Below are 16,559 nucleotides of genomic sequence, written 5' to 3' on the forward strand. Positions count from 1 at the left end.
CGGAAAGGGGCGTCTCGCCCCGGTTCATCACATTATCGGGGTAGCTCGGGCGGCTTGCGCACGATTCCGGCGCCATGGCGGTGGAACCAGCGTGCCACGGCGCAGGGCGATCGCCAGGCACCCCGCCGTGGCGACCGAACACAGGCCCAGCGCCACCACGGATGCTTCGGCGCCGAAGGCCCCGCCGGTGAGCCAGTCGGGCCCGCGCATGTGCGAGGCAAGGAGGCCGTGCTGTTCGAAACCGGACACGGGGATGCCGTAGATGGGGCCCTGCGCCACGTTCCAGGTCGCGTGCATGCCCATGCAGACCCACAGCGAACGGGTCACGTGGTACAGCAGGCCGAAAAGCAGCCCCGCTTCGATGGCGATGGCGAGCGCGCTCCATGCGGTGGCATTGGGATTCCACGCGTGGAGGCCGCCGAACACCGCCGCCGAGAGCAGCAAGGCGGCCCACGTGCCGAGGCCTTCCTCCACGATGCGGAAAATCACGCCGCGGCTGACGATTTCCTCGCCGACTCCCGCACCGACGCCGAGAACCAGGACCGGGCCCAGCCAGGGCACGTCATGGTTCACCCCATCGACCACGAATGCCCCCAGGGCCCACAAGGCGCCCACGACGAGCGAAAAAAGCGCGGCCCCGCCAACGATGCCGGCCAGCACGTGAGGCACGGCCTTGCGCGGCGCGAGCTCGTCGATCCGGCGGTTTTCGATGGTCCGGACCAGCAGCCAGTAGGCCAGTACCACCGGGGCCAGCCTGAAGAGTTCGATCAGCGGCGTGACATCGCGAAAGGGGATGGCGCCCTTGGGCAGGCCGAGACCGTCGTAGATCCGGCCGGCGACCATGCCGATGAGGAAGGCTGTCACGGCGAAGGCCGCGATCCGCCCCAGGGGGGAGCGGAGCAGGCGCAAGGGCAGGGCGGGTCGGGTCGCGGCGGTCGGCTCGGCTGACATGGGCATCTCGCATGGAGGGGCTTGCGCACGCAGTCTACGCAGGCATGATGGTGCTCCGATACAAGATAGTGCAACGCCGCTTCCATTAAGGTCGCGGCCATGGGCGGGTACGCCCGGACCTGGAATTCACGCGATGGCCATCCCCTCCGAAAACGACCCTTCCAGCCCGACGAACCGGCGCGAGCAAACGTTTCCCCATCTCAATGAGGAGATGGCGGCGCGCCTGGTGAAGTACGGGGTGGAGGAAGTCGTGCCGGCGGGTACGGTGCTGTTCCGGCGGGGCGACCGGCGGATCGATTATTTCTTCGTGATCGACGGTTGCATCGAGGTCTACGACATCGGTGAAGACGGTCATCCGAACGTCTTCACCGTCCATGGGCCGAATCAGTTCACCGGCGAGGTGGACTTGTTCAGCGAGCGGCAGATCATGGTGAACGGCCGGACCGGCTCCGATACGCGCCTGGTCCGCGTCGATCCGCCGAGCTTCCGCAAGCTGGTCTCGGGAGAGCCGGACATCGGCGAGATCATCATGCGCGCCTTCATCCTGCGCCGCGTGGGCCTGATCCAGAGCGGGCAGGGCGGGGTGACGCTGGCCGGCTCCGCGCATGCGGCCGATACCGTGCGCCTGCGCAGCTTCCTGATCCGCAACGGCTATCCCTACCGCTTGCTCGACACCGACATCGATGAAGATGCCCGGCACCTGATCGATGGATTCGGCTTGCACCCTTCGGAATGCCCGGTCGTGATCATGCCGGACCGCCGCGTGATGCGTTGCCCGACCACCTCCGAGCTGGCCGATGAACTAGGCATCACCATCGTGCTGGACAGCGATCACGTGCACGACGTGGCCGTGATCGGCGCGGGCCCGGCTGGCCTGGCCGCGGCGGTGTACGCGGCGTCCGAAGGGCTGGATACCCTCGTGCTCGAGGCGCTTGCGCCAGGCGGTCAGGCCGGCACCAGCTCGAAGATCGAAAACTACCTCGGCTTTCCCACCGGCATCTCGGGCCAGGCGCTGGCCGGGCGTGCGCAGGTGCAGGCGATGAAGTTCGGCGCGCACATGGCGATAGCGCGCTCGGTACAAGGCATGGATTGCTCCAGGCACCCCTACCGCCTGTTGCTGGACGACGGCACGTCGGTGGCCGCCCGCGCGGTCGTGGTCGCCACCGGTGCGCGCTATCGCAAACTCGACCACGTGGACTACGAACGCTTCGAAGGCCAGGGTATCCACTACGCCGCCACGGCGATGGAAGCCACGCTTTGCGCCGGCGAGGACGTGGTGGTGGTGGGCGGCGGCAATAGCGCGGGGCAGGCGGCGGTGTTCCTGGCGCGCACGGTGGCCCATGTGCATATCCTCGTGCGTGGCGACGGTCTCGCCGCCACCATGTCGGACTACCTCGTGCAGCGCATCGCGCAATCGCCGCGGATCACCCTGCACACGCGCTGCCAGATCGACCACCTCGACGGCGATGCCTACCTGCGGGAAGTAGGCTGGAAATGTGTGGACGGGACGCAGACGCGGATCAAGGCGGGCAGCCTGTTCGTGATGATCGGTGCCGAACCGAACACGAGTTGGCTCGACGGATGCCTCGACGTCGACCGCAAGGGCTTCGTGCTGACCGGACGCGACGCCGACGGTTACGCCACGCCTTCACCGTTCGCGACGACCTTGCGCGGTGTGTTCGCGGTGGGTGACGTGCGCTCGGGTTCGATCAAGCGCGTGGCGTCCAGCGTGGGAGAGGGCTCGGTGGTCGTGCAGGCGATCCACCGGTTCCTTAACCCGTCTCCCGTCTGACCGTCGGGTTTGCCGGGAGGCGAGCTCAGACTTCGACCGCGGACGCGTGCTCGCGCGTGGCCGAGAAGCGCACCGCCGGCCAGCGTTCCTGCGCCAGCTGCAGGTTGACGCGGGTCGGCGCGAGGTAAACCAGTTCGCCCGCGCCGTCGATGGCGAGGTTGCCGGCATTCTTCTCGCGGAATTCCTCGAGCTTCTTGGCGTCGTCGCAATGAATCCAGCGTGCCGTGGCGACCCCTACCTGTTCGAACGTGGCATCGACGTTGTATTCGTCTTTCAGGCGATAGGCCACGACGTCGAACTGCAGCACGCCCACCGCGCCGAGGATGAGGTCGTTGGACATCAGCGGACGGAAGAACTGCGTGGCGCCTTCTTCCGACAGCTGGGCGAGTCCTTTTTGAAGCGCTTTCATCTTCATCGGGTCGCGCAGCCGCGCACGGCGGAACAGTTCCGGCGCGAAGTTGGGAATGCCGGTGAACGACAGCGGTTCGCCTTCGGTGAAGGTGTCGCCGATGGTGATCGTGCCGTGGTTATGCAGGCCGATGACATCGCCGGGAAAGGCGCGCTCGACGATCTCGCGGTCGGAAGCCATGAATGTGAGCGCATTGGCGATACGCACTTCCTTGCCCGTGCGCGTCTGCTGCATCTTCATCCCGGCGGTATAGGTGCCCGAGCAAACGCGCATGAAAGCGACACGGTCGCGGTGCGCCGGGTCCATGTTCGCCTGGATCTTGAACACGAAGCCCGTGAGCTTTTCTTCCTCGGGTTCCACCTCGCGCGTGAGGGTTTCACGCGGTCGCGGCGACGGCGCATGCTCGACGAAGAAATCGAGCAGCAGCTGCACGCCGAAGTTGTTCACGGCGGAGCCGAAGAACACGGGGGTCTGCTTGCCGGCGAGATAGGCCTCGACGTCGAACGGATTGGACGCGCCCAGCACGAGCTCGAGTTCGTCACGCAGTTCGTCCAGCGCGGCCTGGCCGATGCGGCCGGCGAGGTCCGGATGATCGAGGCCCTTGAAGATGGTGGAATCCTGGCGCGTGAAATTCTTGCCCGGCTCGAAGACATGCACTTCGTCCAGCAGCACGTGGTAGACGCCTTTCAGGCGTGAACCCATGCCGATGGGCCAGGTGAGCGGCGCGCAGGCGATGCCGAGCACCGATTCGACCTCGTCGAGCAACTCGATCGGCGAGCGGCCTTCACGGTCCAGTTTGTTGATGAAGGTCATGATCGGCGTATCGCGCAGCCGGCAGACCTCCATCAGCTTGATCGTGCGTTCCTCGACGCCCTTGGCGCAGTCGATGACCATCAGCGCCGAGTCGACCGCCGTGAGCACGCGGTAGGTGTCCTCGGAGAAGTCGGCATGGCCGGGGGTGTCCAGCAGGTTGACGATGGCGTCGTTGTACGGGAACTGCATCACCGAGGAGGTGACCGAGATGCCGCGTTCCTTTTCCAGCGCCATCCAGTCGGAAGTGGCGTGGCGCGCGGCCTTGCGGCTCTTCACCGAACCGGCCATCTGGATGGCGCCGCCGAACAGGAGGAGCTTTTCGGTCAACGTGGTCTTGCCGGCGTCGGGATGGCTGACGATGGCGAAGCTGCGCCGACGGCGGGTTTCGGTGAGGTGTGAGGACATCGTTCTCGGGTCGCTGATTCTGGCTAACCCCCCATTCTATCAGGGACGGTTTGGGGGAGCCGGGGCTAGGGGAACGCCCGGTCCAGCCATTCCGGCACCGGGATACCCTTCCCGCGCAGGAAGGACGGATTGAACAGCTTGGCCTGGTAGCGCATTCCCCCGTCGCAGAGCACGGTGACGATGGTGTGGCCCGGGCCGAGTTCCCGCGCAAGGCGGATCGCGCCGGCCACGTTGACGCCGCTGGAGCCGCCCACGCAGTAGCCTTCACGCTGGAGAAGGTCGTGCAGGACCGGTACCGACTCGGTGTCCGGGATCGTCCAGGCCAGGTCGACCGGGGCGTCGGCGAAGTTGGCCGTGATCCGGCTGCTGCCGATGCCCTCGCTGATCGAGGTGCCTTCGGCGACCAGTTCGCCGGTGTTGACGAAAGCCGCCAGCGCCGAACCGCCGGGATCGGCCAGGGCGATGCGGATATCCGGCCGCCGGGCCTTCAGGGCGCGGCCCACGCCGGCCAGGGTGCCTCCCGTGCCCGCGGCGCAGACGAAGCCGTCCACCTTGCCGCCGGTTTGTTCCCAGATCTCAGGCCCCGTATGGGCTTCATGCCAGTCACGGTTGGCCGTGTTGTCGAACTGGTTGGCGAACCACGCGCTACCCGGCGCCTGCTCGTTCATCTTCTCGGCCAGGGCCCGGGCGACGTGCACGTAATGCCCCGGGTCCTTGAAGGGAGCGGCGGGAACCAGTCGCACTTCGGCGCCGGTGACCCGCAGGGCGTCGATCTTCTCCCGGCTCTGGGTATCGGGCATGACGATCAGCGTGGCATAGCCGCGGCTGGCGCCGAGCAGGGCCAGGCCGATCCCGGTATTGCCGGCCGTGCCTTCCACCAGGACGCACCCCGGCCGGACCAGGCCGCGCCGCTCGGCATCGTCGAGCAGGCCCAGGGCGGTGCGGTCCTTCACCGAGCCGCCTGGGTTCAGGAACTCGGCCTTGGCCAGGATCTCGCAACCGGTAGCGTCCGAGGCGTGGCGCAGGCGAAGGAGTGGCGTCCGGCCGATGGCGGCGGCAAAGGAGGTCTGGATAGGCATGGCCGGATGGTAACCCGCCCGGCCGGGGCGCCGCTCCGCCCTCGTGTGGGAGCCGCCCTGGCGGGAGCCGGCCTTGTCGGCGATCCCGCGGCAGCGGGCCAGGCCCCGGCAAACACCCATCGCCGACAGGGCCCGCTCTCACCAGTCCGATTACAGGGAAATGGAAGTATGGACATCTGGACGTCTAAACGGCTGTTGACACCCACCATATCGAGGCGTATCGTCGGCTCCACTCATCGAGACCGGCTGAGGGACAGGCCCTTTGAAGCCGGGGCAACCTGCGGATTTCCGCGACGGTGCCAACTCCTGCGGGGCGTGTTTCACGTCAGCCGATAGATGGGATGTCCGTTCCGGGCGCGTTCTTGCGCACCCGCCACGCCGACAGTCCGTACACGGTATCCGCAGGGCTCGATCCCGAATGCAGGAACCCGGACATGTCAGCTGAGCCCCTCAAAGTGATCTCCCTCCCCGAAGCGGCCGTCCCCGCCGCGCCGCGTTGCGCGGCCGATCTCACCGAGCAGCGTGGCACCCGCCGCGTGTCCTTCACGCCGAAGTACGGCAGCGACACGGTCGCGGTGGACGTGCGCTACCTCTGGTGCGGTGCGCCGCATGCGCCGACGGTGATCGTGCAGGGTGGCATCTCGGCCGATCGCGATGTCTGCGCCGGCCGTGAACGTGCCGCCGGCTGGTGGCAGGAGTTGGTGGGGCAGGGCGCCGCGATCGATCTCGCGGAATGCCGCGTGCTCTCGATCGACTGGCTGGTGCCGGAGGATCTGGGCAACGTCGCCTCGGTCTCCAGTGAAGACCAGGCCGGGGCGCTGGCCGCGCTCGTCGACGAACTCGGCATCGGCCGCGTACACGCCTTCGTCGGTTCGTCGTATGGCGCGATGACCGGCCTCGCCTTCGCGGCCCTGTATCCGGAAAAGTTGAAATCGCTGGTGCTGCTCGCCGGCGCGCACCGCCCGCACCCGCTGGCGACGGCGCAGCGTTCGGTGCAGCGCGGCATCGTGCGGCTGGGCATCGCCTCGGGCCGTACCGACGAGGCGCTGGCGCTGGCCCGGCAGCTGGCGATGACCACATATCGCGGCAGCGAGGAGTTTTCGCGCCGCTTCGCCGCGGGCCCCGAGTTGCGCGACGGCCGCTTTCATTTTCCGGTGGAAGACTACCTGGAACACGCCGGCCGGCGTTTTGTCGAACGGTTCGAAGCGGAACGCTTCCTCGCGCTGTCCGAGTCGATCGACTTGCACGACATCTCGCCGGAATGCGTTTCCACGCCGACCACGCTCGTGGGCTTTCCGTCGGATCGTCTCGTTCCGCTGGCCGACCTGTGTGAATTGCAGCGTCGCCTCGGCGGTACCGCCACCCTTGAAGTCGTGGATTCCCCCTATGGCCACGACGCCTTCCTGAAAGAAACCGTGCAGCTCGCTCCCGTGCTGCGTCACGCACTCAACGACTGTCGCGGAGACCGCTAAGCCATGACCGATTCCCGTCTTTGTACCCGCGCCGTGCGCGCCGGCATCGAATCCGATACGCAGCACGGTGCGGTGGTACCGCCCCTGCACCTGTCCACGAATTATTCGTTCGACGGTTTCGGCCGCAAGCGTGCCTATGACTATTCACGCAGTGGCAATCCCACCCGCGACCTGCTCGCCGATGCACTCACCGAACTGGAAGAGGGTGCAGGCGCCGTCGTTACCGGTAGCGGCATGTCGGCGGTGGCGCTCGCGCTCGAACTGGTTCCCGCTGGATCGCTGGTGCTTGCCGCGCACGACTGCTACGGCGGTACCTGGCGCCTGCTCGACGCTTGGGCGGCCAAGGGTCGCTTCAGCGTGCGCTTCGTCGATTTCACCGACCCCACCGCACTTGCGGAGGGCCTTGCCGCCAAGCCTTCACTGGTATGGATCGAAACACCGTCGAACCCGTTGCTGCGGATCACCGACGTGCGCCACGTCGCACAGGCGGCACACGCCGTGGGTGCGCTCGTGGTGGTCGACAACACCTTTCTCTCGCCCGCCTTGCAGCAGCCGCTGAAGCTCGGTGCCGACCTCGTCGTTCACTCGACCACGAAGTACATCAACGGCCATAGCGACGTCGTCGGTGGCGCGGTGATCGCCGCCGACCAGGCCGTCGCCGAACAGCTGAAATGGTGGGGCAATTGCAATGGGCTGACCGGCTCGCCGTTCGACAGTTACCTCACGCTGCGCGGCGTGCGCACGCTCGCCGTGCGCTTGCGGGCGCATGAGGAGAACGCGCATCGCGTCGCCGCATGCCTCGATACCCACGAGGCCGTGCAGCGGGTGTATTACCCCGGCCTGGCCTCGCACCCGGGCCATGCGCTGGCGCAGCGCCAGCAAGGCGGTTTCGGCGCGATGCTGAGCTTCGAACTGGACGGTGGCACCGATGCCATCGAGGCCTTCGTCGACGGCTTGCGTTTCTTCTCGCTGGCCGAATCCCTCGGCGGCGTGGAAAGCCTGGTGGCGCACCCGGCCACCATGACTCACGCGTCCATGGCGCCGGAAGCACGACGTGTCGCCGGCATCTCCGATAGCCTCCTGCGCCTGTCGATCGGTATCGAGGACGGCGACGACCTCATCGCCGACATCGAAGCCGGCCTGGCACGCGCCGCCGCGGTGGCCTCGGTGGCGTCCAAACGAAAGGTTGGCGCATGAGCGCGGTGGCGATCGCCCCGCTGGCGGAGGCCGCGCCGCGTACCGCCATCGTGCTCCTCGGAACCGGCGTGGTCGGCCACGCCTTGCTCACCTTGCTCGGTACGCCCGCGGCGCGTTCGTTACGCCTGGTGGCGGCGGCGAACTCCCGGCGCCAGCACGTGCTGGCCGATGGCGTCACGCCCGGCGAGGTGGCGGAGCGGCTGGCCAAGGGGCGGGAAGGACGTGACAACGCGCCGCTGCTTGCCGCGCTCGATGCGGTCGGAGCCGCGAAGAAAGTGGTGGTCGATGCCACGGCGTGTGCCATCGAAGCGGGCCGCCATGCGGAATGGCTCGCCGCCGGGTACCACGTGGTCACCGCGAACAAGGCCCTGGCCGGCGGGCATCTGTCGGGCTGGCGTGCGCTGCAAAGCGCGACGGCCAGCGGCACCGTCTACGGCGATGCCGCCACCGTGGGCGCGGGCCTGCCCGTGCTTTCGACCTTGCGACGGCTACGCCTTTGTGGGGACAGCCTGCTCACCCTCGAAGGCGTCTTCTCAGGCTCGCTATCGTGGTTGTTCAACCAGTACGACGGCAGCCGCCCGTTCTCGTCGCTGTTGCGCGATGCGCGGCGGTTGGGGTTCACCGAGCCCGATCCGCGTTCGGACCTCTCCGGCGAAGACGTGGCGCGCAAGCTGCTGATCATCGCGCGCAACGCGGGCTTCGCCCTCGGCAGCGATGAAGTGGAAGTGGAAAGCCTCGTGCCGGAAGCGCTGCGTGGCGTCGACACAAAGGCGTTCCTCGACCGGCTGGAAGAACTGGACGAGCCCTTGCGTGAACGCCACGCGCAAGCCCGTGCGAACGGCAAGGTGCTGCGCTACCTGGCGCGGCTGAACCAGCGCGGCCGTGCGCGTGTCGGGTTGGTCGAGGTTGGCCATGACCACCCGGCCTCGCGGTTGTCGGGCACCGATAACCAGTTCGCTCTGACGACCACCCGCTATCACGCGACGCCGCTGGTCATCCAGGGACCGGGAGCGGGGCCGGAGATCACGGCCCAGGCGTTGCTTGGCGATGTGCTCGCGCTATAGGAATCGATGCCCCGCCCGTGAGGCGAGACCTTGTGGGAGCCGACCTTGTCGGCGATCCCGCGGCAGCGGGCCAGGCCGAGGCGAGCACCCATCGCCGACAAGTCGGCTCCCACAAGGGTTTGAGGCGAGCACCCTGTCGCCGACAAGTCGGCTCCCACCGGCAACAAAAAAAAACCGCCCCGGAGGGCGGTTTTTTCCTTACCGGTGGCCGACGATCTTCTCGGCCTCGTCCGCGCTTGGCGGAAGGTCCGGCTCGCCCGGCTCCAGCTCGTCGTGGTGGAAGCGCGCCGCTTCCACCATCGGCGTGCGCCAGCCCGTGGCGATGCCCCAGAAGTAGAAGATCGCGCCCAGCACGGCGACCACGGCGAGATCGTAGCCGTAGGGAATGTAGTCGTGGCCGCCGAAGGTCTTGCTGCCCGCGTAGGAGACCAGCGCGATCACCGGCAGGTAGACGATCAGCCACCAGGCGCCCTTGAGGTGCCGGCGGAAGTCTTCCCAGCCGCTCTTGGCGGTGTAATAGAAATAGATGGGCAGGGCGACGACCATCAACAGGATGATCTCGCCCGTGAGCGGCCACTTCGCCCAGTAGAGCAGTTCGGTGGCGAAGATGAAGGCCAGCGGGGCCAGTACCGACAGGCCGGGGATGCGCAGCGGGCGTTTCAGTTCCGGGGCGGTGCGACGCAGCGTCATCACGCTCACCGGGCCGGTGAGGTACGAGATGATCGTCGACACCGAGATCACCGCCGCCAGCGTGCCCCAGCCGCGGAAGAAGAACAGGAAGATGAAGCTCACCACGAGGTTCAGCCACATCGCCGGGCGCGGGATACCGAAGCGCGGATGGATGTGACCGAAGATCTTCGGCAACTGGCCGTTGCGTTCCATCGCGTAGATCATGCGCGCAGTGGTGGCGGTGTAGGTGGCGCCGGTACCGCTCGGGCTGACGAAGGCATCGGCGTAAAGGAGGATGGCCATCCAGTTGATCATCAGCGCGGTGGCGAGCTGTGCGAACGGCGACGCGTATTCGAGGCCGGCCCAGCCGTTGCCGAGCTGGTCGGGCGGAACCGCGCCGATGAAGGCCACCTGCAGCAACACGTACACGACGGTGGCCAGCAGGATCGAACCGATCACCGCGAGCGGCACGTTGCGGCCCGGATTGCGCGCTTCGCCGGCGAGGTTCACGGGGCTCTGGAAACCGTTGAAGCTGAAGACGATGCCCGAGATGGCCACGGCGGTGAGGATCGACGAGATGTCGATCGCGTGCGTGCCGCCATGCGCGCCGATGTCGAAGTTGCCCGGGTTGTAGCTGGTCGCGATCAGGGCGACACCGGTGGCCGCCGGGACGACGAGCTTGAAGACGGTGATCGCCGTGTTGCTCTTGGCGAACAGCTTCACGCTCCAGAAATTGAGGAAGAAATAGACCAGCACCAGCACGACGGCGATGGCCAGGCCGGGCGGCGTGAGTTCGCCGTGGCCGTTGGTGACCACGTACAGGCCCTTGGTCCACGCGGCCCATTCCCACGGCCACGAAGCCATGTACTGCACCGAAGCCTCGGCTTCCACGGGGATCACCGAGACGATGGCGATCCAGTTCGCCCAGCCGGCGATGAAGCCGACCAGCGACCCGTGCGAATAGTGGCCGTAGCGGACCATGCCGCCGGATTCCGGGAACATCGCTCCCAGTTCCGCGTAGGTGATCGCGATGAAAAGGATGATGACGGCGCCGATGATCCAGGCGTAGACGGCACCGGGGCCGGCCAGCTGGGCGGCGTGCCAGGCACCGAACAACCAGCCTGAGCCGATGATCGAGCCCAGGCCGGTAAGCATGAGGGCAAAGGCGCCGACGTCGCGGCGAATAGCGCTATGGGACATGGTGACTCCGGTCGGACGGGACGGGTGGACCCCGGCCCAGGGCGGCACAAGGGCCGGATGATGACAGCCCGGGACCTCCCTGTCAGCCAGTGATGGCCGTACCCCAACCGGCACCGCGTCGATATACACTGGCCGACGCGGTAGGGATCAAGGGGTTCGGATGCGTTCGAAGGCGGTCGCCAGCACCATGTTGTTCGTTGCCATGACGGCATGCGGCGTTGCCGCAGCCGCCGAGCAATGGAGCGACAAGGGCCGGCTGATCGATTCGGAGTCCTACGACCGCACCGCCAAGGGTTTTTACTTCACTTTGTATCCCGGTGAAGACCCCGTGGAAGCCGTGCGGCGCTGCGCCATCGCGATGCGCGAACTAGGCCACCTGGCATCGGTTTCGTGCTTCGCGTACACGAGCAAGCAACGCTTCGACACCCGCCGGGGGAAGCTGCGCATCTGTTATACGGCGGTGGCCAACTGGTGGGGCGAGGACCAGCCGGTACGGGTCGAGACGGTCGACCGCCTGCCGAGGCTGTGCCCGTCGCGCTGAGGTTCATCGCAGTCGCGGACAGGGTCCGCGATGGCGCGGTCAGCACTCGATGACGTTCACCGCCAGGCCGCCTCGCGAGGTTTCCTTGTATTTGTCCTTCATGTCGCGACCGGTGTCGCGCATGGTGGCGATCACCTTGTCGAGCGACACATGGTGCTTGCCATCCGCCTTCAGCGCCATGCGGCTGGCGTTGATCGCCTTCACCGCGCCCATCGCATTGCGTTCGATGCAGGGAATCTGCACCAGGCCGCCGATGGGGTCGCAGGTGAGGCCGAGATTGTGCTCCATGCCGATCTCGGCGGCGTTCTCCACCTGGGTCACGGTGCCGCCCAACGCCGCGGTGAGGCCACCGGCGGCCATCGAGCAAGCGACGCCCACCTCGCCCTGACAGCCCACCTCGGCGCCGGAGATCGAGGCATTTTCCTTGTAGAGGATGCCGATGGCGCCCGCGGTGAGCAGGAACTCGACCACGCCGTCCTCGTTGGCGCCCGGACAGAAGCGCCGGTAGTAGTGCAGCACGGCGGGAACGATGCCCGCGGCGCCGTTGGTCGGCGCGGTGACCACGCTGCCGCCGGCGGCGTTTTCTTCGTTCACCGCGAGCGCGTAGAGGTTGACCCAGTCGAGGATGGTGAGTGGGTCACGCAGCGCGGCTTCCGGCTGCGCGCGAAGTTCGGCGGCCATCGTGGGGGCGCGGCGGTTGACCTTCAGCCCACCCGGCAGGACGCCGGGGGAGCGCAGGCCACGCTCCACGCAGTCCTGCATCGCTTTCCATATCCTGAGCAGGCCGGCACGGGTCTCCGCTTCGGGACGCCAGATGCTTTCGTTGCGCATCATCAGCTGCGCGATCGTGAGGCCGTGTTCCTTGCACAGCGCCAGCAACTGGTCGCCGGAGGAGAACGGGAACGGTTGCTCGCTGGTGTCCGCCACGATGCGGTCTTCCGCCGCTTCGTCCGGATTCACCACGAAACCGCCACCGACGGAGTAGTAGTCGCGCGTGGCCAGCTCGTTGCCCTCGGCATCGTAGGCCGAGAACCGCATGCCGTTGGTGTGGAACGGGAGCTTCTGCCGCTTGTTGAATACGAGGTCGGCCTTCTCGTCGAAGGCGATCTCGTGGCGACCGAGGATGCGGATGCGCTTGCCACTGCGGATGCGCTCGAGTGTCGCCGGGATCGTGTCCGGATCGACCCGGTCGGGCCACTCGCCCTCCAGGCCCAGCAGGACGGCCTTGTCGGTGCCGTGGCCGCGGCCGGTCATCGCCAGGGAGCCGAACAGCTCGCAGCGGACGCGGGCTACGCGATCCAGCACGCCTTTTTCCTCCAGCCAATGCTCGACGAAACGCGCCCCAGCGCGCATCGGCCCCACGGTGTGGGACGAAGACGGGCCGATACCGATCTTGAAGAGGTCGAAGACGCTGACTGCCATGGCTGCGGGAGGATTGGCTATGGGGAGCCCGCTATTCTACGCTGCGAGGCCCGACGACCCCATACACCGGCGCATGTCCCACTTCACCCTGTTCCAGCGCGACGATTGCCATCTCTGCGACCAGGCCCTGGCGGTACTGGCGGAGGCTCGGTTTCCGGATTTCGTTTCCGTGTGGATCGATGACGACGAGGAGCTGGAAGCGCGTTATGGCGCACGGGTTCCAGTGCTACGGAGGGACGACGGGGTGGAACTGGAGTGGCCGTTCGGTGTGGAGGCGGCGCGGCGTTTCGCGGGCTGAATCGCCGACAAGTCGGCTCCCACCAGATCAGGGCAAGCACCCATCGCCGACAGAGTCGGCTCCCGCCAAGCCGTTGCAAGTTCCGCCCGAAGCCCGCTTCCGGTGGGAACCGACCCTGCCGGCGATGCCTACTTGCGCAGCCGCCGCAAAATTTCCTCGCGCGCTTCGCGCAGGATCGAATCCCGGTCGAGGCCGGCGACGATGTCGGCCACGGCGCGCTTGACACCGTGTTCGCCCCAGGATTTCCCGGTGACGAGATAGTGCTCGGCCGCGCGGCCGATCAGCACCGTGGCGTACCAGCCCAGTGCGCCCTGGGCGGCCGCGGTGACCACCACGGACAAGCCCCCGCTCAAGCCCTTCAACGCCGACGAGACCAGTTGCACGCCCCAAACCGCGCCCATCAGGGCGGCCAGCTGGGTGGTGATGACGACGACCAGTCGTCCCGATTCGCTTCGGGTCAGGGGCAGCCCATAGACGCGCCCGAGTTGCACGACCATGGCTGCATCCAATCCGCCAGCGAGCAACAGGTCGGCCACCGGCACGGGATTCAACGCCACGGCGACGGCCTTGGCGATGCAGTATTGGCGGATGACACCGGAGGCGACATCCCGCCGGGTCGCGGCGATACGCTCGCTGACCTGGTCGGTCAGCCGGCCGGCGAACAGTCCGGCGTTGATCGCCGACAGTGTCTTGCCTTCGCGTTCGGCGATGGCGAGCAGGCGCGCTTTCAACGCCGCCACGTCGGCGGCGCGCGGCTCACTGAGATGTCGCTCCTTGCCCGTGGCGTCCACTTCCACGATATCGCGTGGGGCGGGCCGCGCCGTCACGGTGATGACATCCTCTCGCCGGACCAGGCCCGCGGCATGCTGGCGGAGCCGTTCGAGCAGGCCTTCCCGTTCGTCGTCGCTGTAGCGGTCGGCCTTGTTGAGCGCGATCAGGAGCGGCCGGCGCGTGGAGGCCAGCGTGCGCAGCGCGTCACGCTCCTCGCGGGTGAGGTCGCCATCGGCGACGAAGACGATCAGGTCACTCACCTCGGCGACCTCGAAAGCGAGTTTCTCGCGTGCTTCGCCGCCGAGTTCGTTGATCCCCGGCGTATCGATCAGCACGAGGCCCGCACTGGCCGCTTCGTCCAGGCGCGCCGCATCGGCCTCGGTGGTGGTGCCGTGGAGCACGCCCACCTCGAACGCATCGCGGCCGAGCAAGGCGTTGCCCAGCGCCGATTTGCCGGCGGATACGCGACCGAAGACGGCCACGTGCAATTCCTCGTTCTCCAGGCGGTCGAGCATGCGCTCGACGCGCTGGAAGTCGGCGGCCATCGCCTCGCGGACAGTGGACGGTATCGAGGGGTCCTCAAGCAGGCCACGAAGGCTGGCGGCCATCGCGCCGCCCCGGTCGTCCGTGGCGGACGCCGCCGTGTCACCGCCCCTGCGGAAGCGACCGGCGATGTCCCGAAGGCGTTCGCGCCAGCCCGTCATGGGCCGCTTACTTCGGCAGCAGGTTCAGCGAGCCGTTGACCAGCACCTCGTTGGCGATGGTGCTGGTGTCCTTGTAATCGCCGCTGCCGACACCGAAGTCGAGGCGGTTCATCGTGCCCGTGACCGAAAGCCGCGCGCCGCCGGCGTTCGGCGAAAAAGCGACCTTCAGCGCCACCGGCTTGGTGACGCCGTGCAGGGTGAGGTTGCCATTGGCGATGACGTTGCCCTTGGCATCCTTGCTGAAGCCCGTGGTGACGTAGTGCGCCTTCGGGAATTTCGATGCATCGAAGAAGTCGCTTCCGGGCAATGCGCCATCGCGGTCGTTGTCGCCGGTCCTGGCGGTGGCGACGTCGACGCTCACGTCGAACTTCGACGCGGCGAGGTCCGCCGGATCGTAACTGATCGCGGCGTCGAACTTCTCGAAGCTGCCATCGAACTGCTGGCCCTGGAACTTGCCACTAAAGCCGAGCGTGCTGCCGGGGCCGACCTTGTAGTCCGCGGCGGAAGCGGCGAAAGGCAAGGCCAGCGCGAGGCCGAGCGTGGACAGGCGGCGGATCGTCGGGTTCATGGGGCATCTCCGGGGAGGGTGGGGTTGTTTCGCTTTACACGGCCGAACGGCAACATGCGGCGGAGGGTATCGTCGCGGTCGACGATGTGGTGCTTGAGCGCGCCACCGACGTGGGCGACGAGCACGAGGAGCAGGAACCAGAACAGGTATTCGTGCACCGTACCGAGGACGTTGGACAGTGCTTCGTTCTTCTCCAGCAAGGCCGGCAGGTTGAACTGCTTGAAGTACTGCAAGGGATAGCCGTGCGCTGAATTGTACGCCCAGCCGGTCAACGGGATGGCAACGATCAGGAGATACAGGAAGCCGTGCACCGTGTGCGCGGCGACCTTCTGCCAGGCAGGTGCGGGCTCGTCGTGCGGACGTCGGTCGATCGTGCGCCAGAGCACGCGCAGCAGGAACAGCGCCAGGACGGTCAGGCCGATCGACTTGTGCAGCGCGAACATGTTGATCTTGTTCAGCGATGGCTTGAGGCCATCCATCCAGAAGGCGAACGCGCCGTTGCCCAGGATCAACAAGGCCATCGTCCAGTGGAAGGCCTTGGCGACGGGACTCCAGCGGGTGTGATCACTGCGCAGCGGCATGGTTCGTTTCCTTGCTTTGGTCGGCGGATTCACCGCCACGGATGCCTTCGATCTCCAGCCATACCGATACGCCGGTGCCGATCGAGTTGCGGTTGGAGGTCATGCCGTAGGTGGTGCGGTCGAGGATGACCTGGGCCGAGAAGCCGGCGACGGTGTGCAGGCCGTAGATCGTCTTGCCGATGCGGTTCACCCGGAACGGAATGTCCAGCGGCAACGTCGTGCCGCGCAGGGTGAGCTTGCCATGCACGACGCCTTCGTCGTCGTTTCGTTTCTCCACGGATTCGCTGACGTACCGCGCGGTGGCGGCGCGGTCGGCGTCGAGCAGGCTGGACCCGCGCACCGCCTTGTCCCAATCGCTGTCGCCCATGTCCACGGAGGCCAGATCGATGGTGGCGTCGACCGATGATTTCGACCAGTCGTCGCGGTCGAACACGATCGTGCCGTTCGCGATGCGCAACCGGCCGAACGATCGTGAAAAGCCATTATGGTCGACATTGAAGACGACCTGGCTGTGCACCGGATCGATCCGATACGTGACGGCTTCCGCGTGGGCCACGAATGGTACGGCGGCCAGTGCGAAAGGCAGGATGAAACGGGCGAGACGCATGCGGGGTAGCCTGCTG

Annotated in this window: 15 protein-coding genes and 1 riboswitch; of the genes, 6 read left to right on the forward strand and 9 right to left on the reverse strand. The window is 66.9% G+C overall.

All coding sequences use genetic code 11. From position 1 onward, the window contains the following. Positions 1-27: 27 nt before the first annotated feature. Positions 28-951, reverse strand: a complete 924-nt coding sequence (locus ACN9M2_RS04450) for a CPBP family glutamic-type intramembrane protease (RefSeq protein ID WP_426286955.1) — start codon at positions 949-951, stop codon at positions 28-30. Positions 952-1,084: 133 nt separating this feature from the next. Here ACN9M2_RS04450 and ACN9M2_RS04455 point away from each other — a divergent pair, with 133 nt between their 5' ends. Then, complete coding sequence (locus tag ACN9M2_RS04455; RefSeq protein WP_426286956.1) at positions 1,085-2,743, forward strand: FAD-dependent oxidoreductase; 1,659 nt, start codon at positions 1,085-1,087, stop codon at positions 2,741-2,743. A 25-nt stretch (positions 2,744-2,768) separates the two neighbouring features. On the opposite strand, the gene ACN9M2_RS04460 is transcribed toward ACN9M2_RS04455, so the two are convergent. Together ACN9M2_RS04460 and ACN9M2_RS04465 are read right to left on the reverse strand one after the other, a co-directional pair. After that, the gene (locus ACN9M2_RS04460; RefSeq protein WP_426286957.1) at positions 2,769-4,370 is read right to left on the reverse strand and encodes a peptide chain release factor 3; all 1,602 of its coding nucleotides are present in this window, start codon (positions 4,368-4,370) and stop codon (positions 2,769-2,771) included. Positions 4,371-4,435: 65 nt separating this feature from the next. Then, on the reverse strand, positions 4,436-5,449 hold the full coding sequence (locus ACN9M2_RS04465; RefSeq protein WP_426286958.1) for a cysteine synthase A: 1,014 nt from the start codon (positions 5,447-5,449) through the stop codon (positions 4,436-4,438). A 230-nt stretch (positions 5,450-5,679) separates the two neighbouring features. Next, positions 5,680-5,792, forward strand: a riboswitch (SAM riboswitch). Positions 5,793-5,883: 91 nt separating this feature from the next. Between ACN9M2_RS04465 and metX the strand changes: the two genes are divergently transcribed. Genes metX through ACN9M2_RS04480 form a run of 3 tightly spaced genes read left to right on the forward strand, consistent with a single transcriptional unit; the run spans position 5,884 to position 9,182 of the window. Further along, positions 5,884-6,921 (forward strand): homoserine O-succinyltransferase MetX, encoded by a 1,038-nt coding sequence (metX, locus tag ACN9M2_RS04470; RefSeq protein WP_426286959.1) that lies wholly within the window; start codon positions 5,884-5,886, stop codon positions 6,919-6,921. 3 nt (positions 6,922-6,924) lie between these two features. Beyond that, positions 6,925-8,118: a cystathionine gamma-synthase gene (gene metB, locus ACN9M2_RS04475; RefSeq protein ID WP_426286960.1), complete on the forward strand. Its 1,194-nt coding sequence runs from the start codon at positions 6,925-6,927 to the stop codon at positions 8,116-8,118. After that, the gene (locus ACN9M2_RS04480) at positions 8,115-9,182 is read left to right on the forward strand and encodes a homoserine dehydrogenase (RefSeq protein ID WP_426286961.1); all 1,068 of its coding nucleotides are present in this window, start codon (positions 8,115-8,117) and stop codon (positions 9,180-9,182) included. The genes metB and ACN9M2_RS04480 overlap by 4 nt, the downstream gene beginning before the upstream one ends. A gap of 198 nt (positions 9,183-9,380) precedes the next feature. On the opposite strand, the gene ACN9M2_RS04485 is transcribed toward ACN9M2_RS04480, so the two are convergent. After that, positions 9,381-11,051, reverse strand: a complete 1,671-nt coding sequence (locus ACN9M2_RS04485) for an APC family permease (RefSeq protein WP_426286962.1) — start codon at positions 11,049-11,051, stop codon at positions 9,381-9,383. Positions 11,052-11,211: 160 nt separating this feature from the next. Here ACN9M2_RS04485 and ACN9M2_RS04490 point away from each other — a divergent pair, with 160 nt between their 5' ends. Then, on the forward strand, positions 11,212-11,592 hold the full coding sequence (locus ACN9M2_RS04490) for a hypothetical protein (RefSeq protein WP_371022255.1): 381 nt from the start codon (positions 11,212-11,214) through the stop codon (positions 11,590-11,592). A 39-nt stretch (positions 11,593-11,631) separates the two neighbouring features. Here the strand turns inward: ACN9M2_RS04490 and ACN9M2_RS04495 are convergent, their stop codons facing one another. Continuing rightward, positions 11,632-13,014, reverse strand: a complete 1,383-nt coding sequence (locus tag ACN9M2_RS04495; protein WP_426286963.1) for an L-serine ammonia-lyase — start codon at positions 13,012-13,014, stop codon at positions 11,632-11,634. Positions 13,015-13,087: 73 nt separating this feature from the next. Here ACN9M2_RS04495 and ACN9M2_RS04500 point away from each other — a divergent pair, with 73 nt between their 5' ends. Next, positions 13,088-13,312 carry a glutaredoxin family protein gene (locus tag ACN9M2_RS04500; protein WP_426286964.1) on the forward strand — a complete coding sequence of 75 codons (225 nt, stop codon included), beginning with the start codon at positions 13,088-13,090 and terminating at the stop codon, positions 13,310-13,312. Between the two features lie 128 nt (positions 13,313-13,440). On the opposite strand, the gene ACN9M2_RS04505 is transcribed toward ACN9M2_RS04500, so the two are convergent. The 4 genes from ACN9M2_RS04505 to ACN9M2_RS04520 are packed head-to-tail and all read right to left on the reverse strand — an operon-like array spanning position 13,441 to position 16,543. Next, positions 13,441-14,787 (reverse strand): DUF697 domain-containing protein, encoded by a 1,347-nt coding sequence (locus tag ACN9M2_RS04505; RefSeq protein ID WP_426286965.1) that lies wholly within the window; start codon positions 14,785-14,787, stop codon positions 13,441-13,443. 7 nt (positions 14,788-14,794) lie between these two features. Further along, positions 14,795-15,355 carry a YceI family protein gene (locus tag ACN9M2_RS04510; RefSeq protein WP_426286966.1) on the reverse strand — a complete coding sequence of 187 codons (561 nt, stop codon included), beginning with the start codon at positions 15,353-15,355 and terminating at the stop codon, positions 14,795-14,797. Beyond that, a complete protein-coding gene (locus ACN9M2_RS04515) occupies positions 15,352-15,936 on the reverse strand; it encodes a cytochrome b (RefSeq protein WP_426286967.1) in 585 nt (194 codons plus the stop codon). Before ACN9M2_RS04515 ends, ACN9M2_RS04510 begins: the two co-directional genes overlap by 4 nt. Beyond that, a complete protein-coding gene (locus ACN9M2_RS04520; protein WP_426286968.1) occupies positions 15,920-16,543 on the reverse strand; it encodes a YceI family protein in 624 nt (207 codons plus the stop codon). The genes ACN9M2_RS04515 and ACN9M2_RS04520 overlap by 17 nt, the downstream gene beginning before the upstream one ends. Between the last annotated feature and the right edge of the window lie 16 nt (positions 16,544-16,559).

Origin of the sequence: Luteibacter sp. E-22, from assembly GCF_049913125.1 — a bacterium.
Lineage (GTDB): Bacteria > Pseudomonadota > Gammaproteobacteria > Xanthomonadales > Rhodanobacteraceae > Luteibacter.